A 13418-nucleotide genomic window follows, 5' to 3' on the forward strand; every position below is an offset into this window, starting at 1 on the left:
TTAGCTGTTTAAAAATTCAAGGCCTTCTTCAGAAATCTTGTGTGAATTCCATGGTGGATCAAACGTGATAGTTGCTTCCACTTTATATTCCGGAAATGTATGTTGAAGCGCGTTGAGGATGCCTTCATTAATAGATTCGCCCATAGGGCAAAACTGCGTGGTAAGTGAATGAGAGCAGAAAATTTCTTTTTTATTTTCATCAAAATCAATTTGATAAATTAGTCCGAGGTCTACCACATTCAGCCCAATCTCAGGGTCTATTACAAATTTGAGCGCGCCCAAAGCAAGCTCACATTTTTTTTCGTCATTGGTAATTTCATTCATGGTGTTACGGGTTTATGGGTAATCGCTTTCCAAACGTTTCCGTTGAATAAAATCGCTGCAATCAATAATAAAATAGACGCAACTTTTACAACTGTTTCGCTTGTCAATAATACGCCGGTGATAAAAAGCACGAAACCGGCAAGATAACAGACAGCCATTATCAAAAATACTTTATCGTTAAATAATTCTTTCGGATTGGGCGTTTTTCCCAGCCCGGCTTTGTTATGATACACTTTATTCCAAACGATAAAAGGCAATGTTTTAAAGGTCATTCCGAAAATAATGGCTGTAATCCATCCAAAAAAAATACAAAATCCATACACAAGAACTAAGTGAAAATTTTCGGTGGAGAATAATAGTAATAATATCACACTCAATAATAAGAGCAATGGCAGTGCCATCATGCATACAGAAAGCAGAGAAATCTTTACCTGGTTATCCACTTTTTTGCGAAGCCTTTGATGATAAGCATGATAGCAATAATAGCCAAACAGAAAAATCGCCAAAGCAGCAGCAACAAAAGGTATAAGATTCAATATGGTAACCCGGACAAATAAAAACAAAACAATAAAACTAACTAACGCGAAATTTATCAACCCGTAAATCCACCAAAGAATTTTGCGGTTCTCATATTTTGAAATCAGGAATAAAGGAATCAGTCGGGAGCCCACTCCTATTACCAGCAATAAAAACCAGCCCACTATTCCAAGATGCGCGTGCAACGGAAGGTAGGATAATGAATCGCGGGATAAAATAGGATACGTGAAATTATAAACCAGGAACAAACCGACTATGGTAGTGATGATCAGCCAGAGTGTGCCCGTGAAAACAAAAACAGCATGTACATTCTCATTTTTACTTTTTGCCATGCTGATAGCCATATTCGCCAGGTAAAAAAGGAGGGCAATATTTATCAGAATAGCGCCGTACTGGGCCGGCCAACTGAAATCAAATGTGTAAAAACCAATTGCCAAAAGTGGGATTCCCACTCCTGCAAAAGCAAAAGATAAATAGGCTAAAGTATTGCTGTATAATTTGCCTTCAATCAGAACCGGTACTAATTGATGACTTGCGCCCAGTATCATCATAGTGCCCCAGCCTAAGGCCATAAGGTGCGTAATAGCAAGTGTATGAGGATGGAAATAATGTTGCAAAAAAGCAGGTGAAGAAAAAATCAACAGCAATGTTGCTGTAAAAAAAGATAATCCTGCGTAAAGATAAAAAGGCAACACTACCTTGTAGGAAGTATTTTTTGCTAATCCGGTATTTGGAGAACCAGGAAACATTTTAATCTTTAAAAATAAGAAGCCTTACTTCATTTGGTGCTTCTTCTTTTATCCTGTAATCAAATTTTCTTTCTTTTAATTCAGGCAATAAAAAAACAGGAATTCTTTTATGGTAAACAAATAAAGCATGGTCAGCAGGAAGTTTTTCAATGGATTCCAGGATAGTCATCATTGGTTGCGGCATTTCTAAATGCCGCACATCCACCGATTGCATTTTGCCATCAAACTTTTTTATCAATTCATTCCAGCCTTCTGGATTGCCTTCTGTTTGTTCAAATTTTGGCGTTTCATTACTCTTTTTATAAAAATAAGTTTCCACCACCTGATCATCCACATTATCCACAAACGACTCAAAACCCTGTTTTTGTAATAAAACAATCAACGGCGTGGGTTCAAAGCTGTTGATGATTTTTAATACGCCCCCTTTGGGAATGCTTTTTACCTTTGCAACTATAGTGGACAGAGGATCATTTCCGGCCTCAATAATTGGTCTTACATCAAAGTCAACAATTTCGCCCGGTTTTACAGAACTAAAAAAAGCAGGTAGTTTTGGTTTTTGCGAATGGTTTTCCTCCGCGGCCTCTCTATCTGGCTGAAAGCCCAATGGCTCTAATTTTTCAAAAAATTTTTCTATGCCAAACCCGCCAATTTTTGAAGCCATGCCTATGCTGGTACGGGCTGCCATTAATTTTCGTAACAATGGGTTTCTCAGTTTTTCAAACTTAGGATTGATGCTGATGATTACTTCAAGGGCATCCGGGTTTTGTTTTAAAATTTTAGAAATTTTTGTATTTGCATTTATGGTCATACTTATTCAAAATAATCGTAGTAAATATTGATCCGATTGTCCAGGGAATCAAAAATCAATCTTGCTTTTGCTGTGTCAGAAACCTTTTTTAAATCACGTGATTGGCGTAGGATGGGCATCATCCATTTATGCAATGCCTCATCCGGCGCGCCCTTTAAAGTACAATCGCGAACCAGCGTATCCAGTTTCATCTGTATATCTGAGCCGAAAATCTGGTACCGGTCAGCAGTAGGAGATGGCGCTACCCTGAACATATTGGCCATGGTTTTGATGCCAGCCAAATGCCGGTTCGTGTTGCTATCTGCCTGCCATTTTGCGCCATTATTCAGTGTTAATTCAGTGGATTCAGAGGCATCGTGATGATGCACTTCTTCCGCGTTGTTTGATACGGAAGATTGATTGCAGGCAAAAAGGAAAACCGTAATGCAAATAAGGACCAAAACTTTCTTCATTGCTTTTTATTTTGAGTTAGTGACATCTCAGCTTTCGAATTATATTAAAACGGCGAAACAGCCTCATCTGAATAACGCTCAAAAATGTAATCCAATATCACTTCATTATTCAGATGAAAGCTGTTAGCCGGCTCATGTGTTAAGCAATTAGTAGTTCATCAGTTCTTTTCCAGTGCTATCGCTTTTGGAAAAAGAATATTGTTTTCCAGGTGAACATGAATATGCAGGTCATTTTCAAATTCATCCAGGGTTTTAAATAAATAAGAATAGCTGGCGCAGGCATCTTCAGGCAACTGGTAGTTGTGGCTGATATCCCTGATTTTGTCCATATTGCCTCCTACCAGTTCGTGTTCAGTTACTGCAATGTCGATAGGCTCCTTTACAGTGTCGAGGCTGTCAAATTTCTGGTGAGCCTGGTTTTTGGAGCTTACGATATGTTTCACATAAGGGAACAAAACAACTTCCTCTTTCACCATATGTTCAGACATTTCATCACACACTTCCTGTGCTAATTTATTAATTTCTAGTAATTCTGGATGTCGTGAACCATGAACTCTAGCTACTTTTTCGGAATAGGTACGAATATCAGGAATGGTTTTCTTCACATAACTGTGATGGGTGTTAACGATATAATCTGCTAAAAAATCAAGATTCCAATCGTTATAGGGCAACGGCCGTGCAGTAAAGGAACTTTTATCGCTATTTTGTAATTCCTGCTCTATTTTGGTAACGTCCAAACCTTTTTCTTCACAGGCCTCTCTCACCGTTTTCTTTCCGCCGCAACAAAAGTCAAGGCCGTATTTTTTAAACACTTCGGCTTTGCGCAAATCTTTTGCAGCAATCTCGCCGAGTGTTTCATCGGCTTCGCCTTCGGAGCGTTTTGTAATTTTTATTTCCCACAGCTGGGGGCCTTGTTTCAGATATTCCCAGGTAAATATATCACCTCTTTCACCTAAAAGCTGGTAGTATAAAGGTTTGGGGTCATGATCATTATGAATAGTGAGGCTGGCTCCGGGTTTCAACTCATCAAACTTTGCAAAGATAGTTGGATGCTTCAGTTTCGGCTCGATAGCGGTTACGTCTAGAATATTTTCTTTTGTGGTTTCCGGTTGTTGATCTTTATTTTTACCTTTTGCCGGCCCGTTTTTAGTAATTTTTATTCTAAACCATTCGGGGCCTTGCTCCAGGTAGTCCCAGCTAAAGATATTGCCTCTTAGATTTTCTAATTGGAACCGCAGGGGGCGTGGGTCATGATCATTGTGAAGCACAAAACTTTCACCCGGCTGTAAAGAATCAAATTTTTGGAAAATGGTTTGGTGCTTTACGCTTGGATGCAGCAAAGTTGCATTTAAGATATCTCCTTCTTCGGTTGTATTGTCTCCTTTTTTGGTGATTTTTATTTTCCAGGTTTCTGGCCCGCGTTCCAGATATTCCCAGTCAAAAATATCACCTCTTTCAGCAGATAACTCATAATAGAGAGGTTTTGGATCGTGATCGTTGTGAAGAATAAGACTTTCGCCGGAAATTAATTCATCAAACCTCAAAAAGATGGTGGAATGTTTTAACCGCGGTTCCAAAAGTGTGACGTTCAGTATATTTTCGGGTTCTAAAGAAGCTGCCATAATATTTTTCTTTTAATTTGATTGAATGCAAAGATAGGGGTAAATGAATAATAAAAGTATTAAATTACTTTTATTAAGAAAAATTTTTATTCGGTTACTAATGAATTAAAAATTTCACTTTTTGGAGCGGTGATCTATCAAAAAGACATACACTTCTTTGGGCCCGTGAACACCAATGACGAGCGTTTTTTCAATATCCGCAGTGCGGCTGGGGCCGGCGGCGAAGGTGATAAAAGATGGGAGGGTGGATGTTTGAGTTTTTAAATCTTTAAGTGCGTCGCGGCTGTCAAACACCAATTGATCAATATATGCAAGACAGATATGGACGGGTGAATACGCGCTCACAGTGCGGCCGCTTTCTCCTGCGCTGCTCATCACAATGGCGCCCGTTCGGGCTATAAGATATTGGCAGGAAGTAATAGCTGCATCACAATTTGCCAGGGATGCGTCGTTAATTTCAGGAAATAGCTTTGGTGAAAACAGGGATGACAGTTGCTTCTCGATGCAAAAAATGTTTTTCCATTTTTGGGAAGCAATTAATTGTTTCAACTGGTTTTGTGCATCTTTTTCGTCGATACAAAATGCAAATTTTCCTGAAAGCGCTGTAAATTCTTTAGCAAACAGAATCTCCAGATCGTCATTTGCGGGGGGGAAGATAGCAGAGCTTCCTTCGCTTTTTGGAAAAGGCAAAGGCACCGGATTACTCAGTGCCTCTCTTATTTTTTTTAATATTTTTTCTTTCGAAGAAGAAACTTTCATTGTTATGAATTAACATTCATGTCATTCGTATCTACATGAATGGGAGAATCTATTACTGCTTCTTTTGGATTGTCCACGAAGTCAAGCGCTTTTTTATTGTCATAAGGTCGCTTTCCAATCAATGCCTCTACATCGCTTTTAAACAATACTTCCCGTTTCAATAATGCCTGCGCTATCGTTTCCACTTCCTGCTTTCTTTCAGTCAATAATTTTTTTGTTCTTTCGAAAGCCGTTTCAATTAGCTTCCTCACTTCTTCGTCGATCATTTTCCCGGTTTCTTCGCTGTAGGGCTTTTGGAAGGTATTTTCCTGCTGGGGATCGTAATAGCTTACGTTACCCAATTTTTCATTCATACCGTAAACCGTAATCATCGAGTAAGCCATTTTAGTCACCTGTTGAAGGTCATTGCTGGCGCCGGTAGAAATTTTATTAAAAAAAATTGATTCAGAAGCCCTTCCGCCCAGCGTCATGCAAATCTGGTCGAGCAATTGGTCTGTATTATAAAGATATTGCTCTTTGGGTGTGTATTGCGCATAGCCCAACGCCGCAGTGCCGCGCGGAACAATCGTAACTTTCAATAAAGGATATGCATGTTCTAAAAACCATCCACAAATAGCGTGGCCGGCTTCATGATACGCAATAATTTCTTTTTCTTCAGGAAGAATAATTTTGTTTTTCTTCTCCAATCCTCCAATCACCCTGTCAATCGCATCCTGGAAATCGCTCATATCTACCGCTTCTTTGCCGTTTCTGGCAGCTATCAAAGCGGCTTCGTTGCACACATTCGCAATATCTGCCCCTGCAAAACCAGGAGTTTGTTCGGCCAGCTTATGTGTATCAAGAGTTTGTGAAACTTTAATAGGAATAAGGTGAACCTTAAAAATAGCCTCTCTTCCAACAAGGTCGGGCCTGTCAATAGATATTTGCCTGTCAAACCTTCCGGGACGTAACAAAGCACTATCCAATACATCTGGCCTGTTAGTAGCCGCAAGTATGATAATTCCAAGGTCGGTACCAAAACCATCCATTTCAACCAGCAATTGATTAAGTGTATTTTCTCTTTCATCATTGCTCATCATCATGTTCTTTCCGCGCGCACGCCCTATCGCATCGATTTCATCAATAAAGATGATGCACGGTGCTTTTTCCCTTGCCTGCTTGAATAAATCCCTTACCCTGCTGGCGCCCACACCCACGAACATTTCTACAAAATCACTGCCGCTGAGGCTGAAAAAAGGTACCTGGGCTTCTCCTGCCACTGCCTTGGCCAATAAAGTTTTGCCCGTTCCCGGAGGGCCTATTAGCAGCGCTCCCTTTGGGATTTTCCCACCAAGGTTGGTATATTTTTTTGGATTTTTCAGAAAATCCACAATTTCCATTACTTCCACTTTAGCTTCATCAAGCCCGGCAACATCACTAAAATTGATATTTACCTTAGTACCTTTTTCAAAAAGAGTCGCTTTTGATTTGCCGATATTAAAGATTCCGCCTGGCCCGCCGGCTCCGGCTCCGCCGCCCACTTTTCTCATCATCATTATAAAAACAAGCGCTATTAAAAGAATAGGTAATAAGGTGCTTACGATCTGACCAAAAAGTTCTCCTTCATCGCCAGGTTTATCAGGCACGCGCTTCACATCAGGATGATCTTTATAAAACTGGTTAAGTTGCGTGGCAAACACCTCATCTTTGATAATTGTAAAATAGGCCTGGGGCGCATCTTTTATTCTCTTTACTTCATCGTAATTTTGTCCAAACACGTTTTGAAAATATCCGGCATCTTCCTGCATTTTTTGAGGATCGATAAACACCCGCACCAGTTTTTTATTACCCACAGTTTTTATCTGGTCTACATCCCCCTTACTCAACATCGCATAAAAATCGGTATCATTTATTTGAACTCCCGTGCTGGTCGTAGTACGGAAAAGATTGTAACCAATGATAACGGCAAAAATGATCCCATACACCCAATAAATGCTCAATTTTGGTTTCTTCTTGGGATCTTCTTCCGGCGTGCCCGGCGTCAGATTTGAATTAAGCCTTCTTTGTAATGGTTTTTTCTTCTGTTCTTCAGTTGCCATATTTAATTGCATCAGCAATATTTTTGTCTTGATTCGTCCTTCGGGGAATAAGAATAGGTTATTATAATTTTTTAGTTTTTTTAATGCTCAGCTACCGTTGCATCACTCCACATTTCTTCCAGCTTATAAAACTTTCTTGTTTCGGGTAGCATGACATGAACAACGATATTTACATAATCAATCAGTATCCATTGTTCGCCCTGCCTCCCTTCGTGCTTATAAGGCTTTTCGCCGCACTTATTTTTGACTTCTTCCTCTATAAAATCACCAATAGCCTTCAATTGGATTGGGTTAGTAGCTTCACATATTATAAAAAAATCTGTTACTGCTTCGGGGATTTTTTTAAGGTCGAGGCTTACAATTCTTTCACCTTTTTTTTCCTGAATGGCATGGATTATGGTCTTAAACAGCTTACTGTTCCGCGTAATCCTTGCTATGGTAGATTTTTTTCTTTTTTCCAGTAATGTTAAATTATTCAAATGTGTTCGTTTAACTAAATGCTGATTCAGCAATCAGCAAAAATAAATTTATTCTCTTAGATTGCACTTTTCAATACAAAATTTGTATCTATTTTATCAAAAATACTAATTCTTTCATAATACGTTTTCAATGTCAATTTTGCATAAAAGCTGGTTAACTCTTGAAACCGTGGATAGTACCAACAACTATGCCATGGCATTGATCCAGAAACGCCAAATTGAGCGTGAAATTGCCATCTTTGCCAGGGAACAAACGGCAGGAAAAGGAAGGCGCGGCAAAGAGTGGACAAGCAAAAAAGACGAAAATATAATTCTTTCAATAGCTATCCCAGTGCAATGGCTGAGTATATCGCGGCAGTTCGAAATTAGCGTGGCTGCAGCACTGGGATGTTGCGATCTTCTCAAAGAGATTATTTTAGCAAATCTTTTTATAAAATGGCCAAATGATATTTTTATAAATGACAGTAAGGCAGGTGGTATTTTAATAGAAAATGTAATTCAGGGTAAAATTTGGCAGTGGACAGTGATAGGCATTGGACTTAATATTAACCAGGAAGAATTTGGACTTGAAAATTCGGCCATTTCGCTGAGAAATATTACAGGCAAAAATTTTGACGTGAAACCGCTTGCGGAAAAATTGTATGAATTTGTTTTAAAAAGAGTGGAGGAATTGAAACAACATAACTTCAGCAAAATGCTGCAGGAATATAATGACTATTTATATGCCCAGGGTAAAATGGTGGCGTTACAAAAGCAAAATATCCAATTTCAAACTAAAATAACAGGTGTTTCTGCCTCCGGCGAATTAATAACTCAGGATGCTTTTGAAAGAAGGTTTGTTTTTGATGAAATTATTTTTAAGGGATTGGTGTAAGTGCAGTAAACGAATAATTCGGATGGATTTTTATTTTTAGCTCTATTCGCTTTCGGCTTTTCTTGCCTCCGCTTCAAACCTATTATTGTAATATCCAACCCTGGCGCTTTCCCTCAGGTATTGGTAAATGAATTTGAAAAAGCCAAATTTTTTAAATTGCTGAATATGACACATTTCATGTTTCACCCATTTTTCGTTCTTCAAAAAATCTTTTTCAGATACGTGGTGAAGATGGATGGTGCTGCCTATCACAATAGCGACGCTGCCCGATGTTAATTTAGCCGCAGCAATTTTTGCAATTAAAGAATTTTCCTTTATCCGGTATTTCATTGTGTTAAGCCATTTACCACCTTTAAAATTTCTTCGCTGTGGATTTTTGATTTTGGTTTTTTAAAAACTTTTATAATTATCCCTTTCTCATCAATTAAGAATGTCGTTCTTATAAGCCCCATGTATTTTTTGCCATACATATTTTTTTCTCCCCAAACTTCATATTTATCAATAATTTTTTTGGAAGAATCTTCAAGGAGGATGAATGGCAGCTCATACTTTTTCTCAAATTTTTTGTGGCTATCTTTGTCGTCCGGGCTTACGCCGATAATTACCAGGCCAGCTTCTTTTAAATTTGAATAATTGTCTCTCAGGTTGCAGGCTTCAATGGTACAGGTAGGCGTATCATCTTCAGGATAGAAATAGAGTACTACTTTTTTCCCACGAAAATCTTTTAATGAAACGGGGTTTCCGTTTTGATCCTTTGCTGTAAAGTCCGGCGCTTTTTGTCCTTCTGATAATGTAGTCATAATTTTTATTTATCGGGTGAAATGATATATTTTTTGGGTAGTGTTTCCGGCTTCATCCTGAACAGAAATCTTTAATTCATGTTTCCCGGGGCCGCAATGCTCATCAAAATGGTATATATATTTTTTGCCTTTATCGTTGCTAAACATCAGCCATTTTCCATCCAGTTCTGCACGAAAATTTTTGATCACATCGTTATTATCAGTTGGAGTGACCACGATAGTATGGTAGCGTGAAATGTTGGCATTATCATGAAAATCGACATGGATTGCAGGAGGCGCGTCATCAGCTATCAATTCAAAATCTCCAAATTTGTTGAATTTGCCTGAATACCAATCTCCCGTTCTGGAGGCTTTTACCACTTCCTCTTTGCTCTTCCATTTTTGGCGTACGAGCATTTTATCCTGCAAATTTTCAGGAACCGGTTTATTTGTTTTAATGCGAACGGTAAAAAAATCCTGTGATGGAATTAATCCTGAAAAAATCGAATGCACAGGGGAGTAAATATCTGGTGCGGGTGAAATTTTTTGAGAATGCGAAAATTCAACTGAATCGTACAAGGTGGAAACCGGCAAATAAAGCTGTAGATTTTCTGATTCAAAAACATTTACCTCATTAGGTTGAAATTCACCCGGAGAATTAGCGGCTGGCGCATCCGGCGATGGTGCAGTCGAGTTTTTTCTTATTTTGAAACGAAGCACCGAAGTGTTATCATTAGCGTCTTTCACTACGATTTTTACTTCATGGATTGCTGCGTCAGCCAGTTGAATTACGCCATCGCCATTGATATCCTGATAAACTCCGACGGGATACCCGGGAAGCCTTGACAAATGTTGAATATATGGGCCGCCTGCTGCATGGGTTTTATAATCCACATTTGCGTTTACATAGCGTGTTTCATCATACCCAATGCTGTCGAGCTGAAAACCGCTGAGCGGCATGTTATCCAAAAATATAATCGCCTCATAGATTCCATTTGGATTTTGAGATCCGGATTGCTTATCATTTGCTGAAATTCCGAAGCTAATTTTATCAGACTCAACAGGAATTATGGCGTCGTTGGTAGTGTATTCTGTTCCCGCCTTTCTTAGCCCGAAAATACGTGGCGATTGACTGTAAGTGCTTTTTGTGCGGTCATACATAGCAAGCCTCACAATAGTTGGCGGAACGTTGTCAGGGATGGGCAATCCGAACAAAAGCTCATTTAAGACTTTATCGGTTTTGGTATCGCGGATTTCGAAATGGACGTGCGGCCCCTGGGATCCGCCTGTGCTTCCGCTATAAGCAATGAACTGGCCTTGCTTTACAGGAAACAAACCAGGTGGCAACGGAAGATCAATATTCCATCTTTCCTGCGAATATTGTTGCTCCTTCACATATTTTTCCAAATCATTAAAAAAACGATTGAGATGGCCGTACACTGTGGTAAGGCCGTTGGGATGACGTATGTAAATTGCCTGGCCAAATCCAAAGGGAGCCACGGAAACTCTTGAAACGTATCCATCGGCGGCAGCTACTACATGGCGGTTCACTACCTGGTCGGTTCTGCAATCAAGCCCCATGTGGTAATGATTAGTTCGAAGTTCTCCAAAATTGGCAGCAAGGCTTATTCTTGCCTTTACAGGATAAATAAAATAATTTTTAGGATAATTTTTTTCCTTAAAATATTGGGCACTAGCAGATAAAGTGAAAAAAAGGAAAATTAAAAACAGGAACGGTTTGTGTAGATTACAAATTTTATTAAACGAATAACTCATATTTACAAAATTACCAACTTAAAACTTTAATGAAATGGCAAAATCAAACAAGATAGCCGCGATAATACTGGGAGCCGCAGGGGGCTTTGCATTGATAAAATTTTTGAGCATGCCGAAAGAAAAGAGAAATGAATTTTATGAGTATCTTATTGATAGAACCCACGAACTGCTGGACAATGCGGAAGAAACTGTGGAAAAAGTGGAACATTACATGGATAGCTTTAAGGAAAAAGGCGAGGATGAGTGGATTGATAAAATTTATATACTCAAAAAAATGTTCAAAAAACTTTATGGTACAGACAGGCATTATCTTTTATAATCATTCGGGGAATTTTTAGAATAGATGCTCTTCACAATACCACACCAGGCTCAGTAAACCAATAAATATAACGGTTTTGTATTTTATTTAGAAAGCTAGAAAAGCTTAATTCTCTTTTAATTTTAGGGATTCTCCTGTGCATTTAATTTGTTTGCTTTAATTTTGGCGCCCACACATTATAATTCCATGCCATTAGATCAATCAATTAAAACGGTTTTAATTATAGGCTCGGGCCCAATCGTTATAGGCCAGGCCTGCGAATTTGATTATTCAGGAACACAAGCAGCCAGAAGTTTAAGAGAAGAAGGCGTAAAAGTGCTGCTGATTAACAGCAACCCCGCCACTATCATGACTGACCCTATGATGGCGGATAAAGTTTACCTGCTTCCTTTAACTCCTGAAAGCATTGAGCAAATAATTGATGAAAATAAAGACACGGAATATAAGGTAGATGCCGTGCTTGCCACTATGGGCGGACAAACGGCGCTCAATTTGGCAAAAGAGGCTGACGAAATGGGAATCTGGGAAAAAAATAACGTCCGCTTAATCGGAGTGGACATAAAAGCAATTGATAAAGCTGAAGATCGGGAAAAATTCCGCGAATGGATGGTGGAAATGAATATCCCCGTGGCGCCCGCCAAAATTGCCAATTCGTTTTTGGAAGGGAAAGAGATTGCACAGCAAATCGGGTTCCCACTGGTTTTGCGTCCATCTTATACGCTGGGTGGAACCGGTGGAAGCATTGTGTTTGAAAAATCACGTTTGGATGAGGCGCTTAACCGGGCTTTGACCACTTCCCCTGTGCATGAAGTGCTGGTAGAAAAAGGCATGATGGGTTGGAAAGAATTTGAACTAGAACTTTTGCGCGATGACAATGATAATGTGGTTATCATTTGTACGGTAGAAAACTTTGATCCTATGGGTGTTCATACCGGCGATTCCATTACCGTCGCTCCGGCAATGACATTGAGTGATACGGCTTATCAAAAAATGAGAAATACTGCTATTTCCATGATGAGAAACCTGGGAAATTTTGCAGGAGGATGTAATGTACAATTTGCGCTGAATCCACATACCGAAGAATTGATTGCTATTGAAATCAATCCGCGTGTAAGCCGTTCTTCTGCGCTGGCGAGCAAGGCTACCGGTTATCCTATCGCAAAAATTGCCGCAAAACTGGCAGTAGGATTTACTTTGGATGAATTGAAAAATCAAATTACCCAAACGACCTCTGCTTATTTTGAACCTGCTTTAGATTATGTAATTGTGAAAATTCCACGCTGGAATTTCGACAAATTCAAAGGCGCCGATGATACCCTTGGTTTTCAAATGAAATCAGTTGGCGAAGTAATGGCAATTGGGAGAAGTTTTGCCGAAGCCATTCAAAAAGCTTGTCAAAGCCTTGAAAATAATGCAGTGGGATTGGGTTATTATGGCAAAAGTTTGATGCATGCTGAAGATATTGTCGAGTATTTAAAAGTTCCGAAGTGGGACAGGATATTCCGCATCAAAGATGCCTTGATGATTGGCGTAAGTGTAAAAAGAATTTGCGAATCTACCGGCATCGATCGCTGGTTTATCTACCAGATTCAAAAAATAGTGAATTGTGAAAAAGCCATTGCACAATCCACGCTGGAAAATATTTCCCCGGAACTATTAAAAGAAGCCAAGCACCTTGGTTTTGGGGATGAACAAATCGCCAAAATCATGAAAGATGGAAGTACGGAAGATGACGTATATGAAAAAAGGAAGGCCCTGGGAATTACAAGGGTTTACAAAATGGTGGACACCTGCAGTGCCGAATTTGAAGCGAAGACACCTTACTTTTATAGTACCTTTGAATAAATTAAGATAAAACTACG

General features: G+C 39.3%; 14 protein-coding genes. 3 read left to right on the plus strand and 11 right to left on the minus strand.

Translation table 11 applies throughout. The annotated features are described in order from the left end of the window. From EFY79_RS04425 to rsfS, 8 genes are all read right to left on the minus strand, one after another. The gene (locus EFY79_RS04425) at window positions 1-324 is read right to left on the minus strand and encodes a metal-sulfur cluster assembly factor (protein ID WP_123119478.1); all 324 of its coding nucleotides are present in this window, start codon (window positions 322-324) and stop codon (window positions 1-3) included. Beyond that, entirely contained in the window at window positions 321-1610 is a 1290-nt protein-coding gene (locus tag EFY79_RS04430; RefSeq protein WP_123119479.1) for a cytochrome C oxidase subunit I, read from the minus strand. The genes EFY79_RS04425 and EFY79_RS04430 overlap by 4 nt, the downstream gene beginning before the upstream one ends. A gap of 1 nt (window position 1611) precedes the next feature. Further along, entirely contained in the window at window positions 1612-2418 is an 807-nt protein-coding gene (locus EFY79_RS04435; protein WP_123119480.1) for a DUF2249 domain-containing protein, read from the minus strand. Window positions 2419-2420: 2 nt separating this feature from the next. Next, a complete protein-coding gene (locus EFY79_RS04440) occupies window positions 2421-2870 on the minus strand; it encodes a hypothetical protein (protein ID WP_123119481.1) in 450 nt (149 codons plus the stop codon). 158 nt (window positions 2871-3028) lie between these two features. Continuing rightward, entirely contained in the window at window positions 3029-4492 is a 1464-nt protein-coding gene (gene ric, locus EFY79_RS04445; RefSeq protein ID WP_158605147.1) for an iron-sulfur cluster repair di-iron protein, read from the minus strand. Between the two features lie 114 nt (window positions 4493-4606). Then, complete coding sequence (locus tag EFY79_RS04455) at window positions 4607-5251, minus strand: LutC/YkgG family protein (RefSeq protein WP_123119482.1); 645 nt, start codon at window positions 5249-5251, stop codon at window positions 4607-4609. 2 nt (window positions 5252-5253) lie between these two features. After that, window positions 5254-7341, minus strand: coding sequence for an ATP-dependent zinc metalloprotease FtsH (gene ftsH / locus EFY79_RS04460; protein ID WP_233577917.1), 2088 nt, complete (start codon window positions 7339-7341; stop codon window positions 5254-5256). A gap of 68 nt (window positions 7342-7409) precedes the next feature. After that, window positions 7410-7808, minus strand: coding sequence for a ribosome silencing factor (gene rsfS / locus EFY79_RS04465; protein WP_123119483.1), 399 nt, complete (start codon window positions 7806-7808; stop codon window positions 7410-7412). A 130-nt stretch (window positions 7809-7938) separates the two neighbouring features. Between rsfS and EFY79_RS04470 the strand changes: the two genes are divergently transcribed. Next, window positions 7939-8682: a biotin--[acetyl-CoA-carboxylase] ligase gene (locus EFY79_RS04470; RefSeq protein ID WP_123119484.1), complete on the plus strand. Its 744-nt coding sequence runs from the start codon at window positions 7939-7941 to the stop codon at window positions 8680-8682. 42 nt (window positions 8683-8724) lie between these two features. On the opposite strand, the gene EFY79_RS04475 is transcribed toward EFY79_RS04470, so the two are convergent. From EFY79_RS04475 to EFY79_RS04485, 3 genes are read right to left on the minus strand one after another with little or no spacing between them, the layout of a single operon-like run. Further along, on the minus strand, window positions 8725-9012 hold the full coding sequence (locus tag EFY79_RS04475) for a DUF4157 domain-containing protein (protein WP_123119485.1): 288 nt from the start codon (window positions 9010-9012) through the stop codon (window positions 8725-8727). Then, window positions 9009-9482 carry a thioredoxin-dependent thiol peroxidase gene (gene bcp, locus EFY79_RS04480; protein WP_199727434.1) on the minus strand — a complete coding sequence of 158 codons (474 nt, stop codon included), beginning with the start codon at window positions 9480-9482 and terminating at the stop codon, window positions 9009-9011. The genes EFY79_RS04475 and bcp overlap by 4 nt, the downstream gene beginning before the upstream one ends. Window positions 9483-9491: 9 nt before the next feature. Continuing rightward, complete coding sequence (locus EFY79_RS04485; RefSeq protein WP_123119487.1) at window positions 9492-11237, minus strand: M23 family metallopeptidase; 1746 nt, start codon at window positions 11235-11237, stop codon at window positions 9492-9494. Between the two features lie 34 nt (window positions 11238-11271). Here EFY79_RS04485 and EFY79_RS04490 point away from each other — a divergent pair, with 34 nt between their 5' ends. Together EFY79_RS04490 and carB are read left to right on the plus strand one after the other, a co-directional pair. After that, window positions 11272-11556, plus strand: a complete 285-nt coding sequence (locus tag EFY79_RS04490; RefSeq protein ID WP_123119488.1) for a hypothetical protein — start codon at window positions 11272-11274, stop codon at window positions 11554-11556. 186 nt (window positions 11557-11742) lie between these two features. After that, window positions 11743-13401 (plus strand): carbamoyl-phosphate synthase large subunit, encoded by a 1659-nt coding sequence (carB, locus tag EFY79_RS04495; RefSeq protein WP_123119768.1) that lies wholly within the window; start codon window positions 11743-11745, stop codon window positions 13399-13401. The last annotated feature ends 17 nt before the right edge of the window (window positions 13402-13418 follow it).

The organism is Hanamia caeni, from assembly GCF_003721595.1.
In the GTDB taxonomy this organism is placed as follows: Bacteria; Bacteroidota; Bacteroidia; order Chitinophagales; family Chitinophagaceae; genus Ginsengibacter; species Ginsengibacter caeni.

Coding starts and splice junctions, on each gene's coding strand:
- EFY79_RS04455 (WP_123119482.1), bottom strand. CDS start 5,251: ATGAAAGTTTCTTCTTCGAAAGAAAAAATATTAAAAAAAATAAGAGAG.
- EFY79_RS04430 (WP_123119479.1), bottom strand. CDS start 1,610: ATGTTTCCTGGTTCTCCAAATACCGGATTAGCAAAAAATACTTCCTAC.
- EFY79_RS04490 (WP_123119488.1), top strand. CDS start 11,272: ATGGCAAAATCAAACAAGATAGCCGCGATAATACTGGGAGCCGCAGGG.
- EFY79_RS04435 (WP_123119480.1), bottom strand. CDS start 2,418: ATGACCATAAATGCAAATACAAAAATTTCTAAAATTTTAAAACAAAAC.
- EFY79_RS04425 (WP_123119478.1), bottom strand. CDS start 324: ATGAATGAAATTACCAATGACGAAAAAAAATGTGAGCTTGCTTTGGGC.
- EFY79_RS04475 (WP_123119485.1), bottom strand. CDS start 9,012: ATGAAATACCGGATAAAGGAAAATTCTTTAATTGCAAAAATTGCTGCG.
- EFY79_RS04440 (WP_123119481.1), bottom strand. CDS start 2,870: ATGAAGAAAGTTTTGGTCCTTATTTGCATTACGGTTTTCCTTTTTGCC.
- EFY79_RS04470 (WP_123119484.1), top strand. CDS start 7,939: ATGTCAATTTTGCATAAAAGCTGGTTAACTCTTGAAACCGTGGATAGT.
- carB (WP_123119768.1), top strand. CDS start 11,743: ATGCCATTAGATCAATCAATTAAAACGGTTTTAATTATAGGCTCGGGC.
- bcp (WP_199727434.1), bottom strand. CDS start 9,482: ATGACTACATTATCAGAAGGACAAAAAGCGCCGGACTTTACAGCAAAG.
- ftsH (WP_233577917.1), bottom strand. CDS start 7,341: ATGCAATTAAATATGGCAACTGAAGAACAGAAGAAAAAACCATTACAA.
- EFY79_RS04485 (WP_123119487.1), bottom strand. CDS start 11,237: ATGAGTTATTCGTTTAATAAAATTTGTAATCTACACAAACCGTTCCTG.
- ric (WP_158605147.1), bottom strand. CDS start 4,492: ATGGCAGCTTCTTTAGAACCCGAAAATATACTGAACGTCACACTTTTG.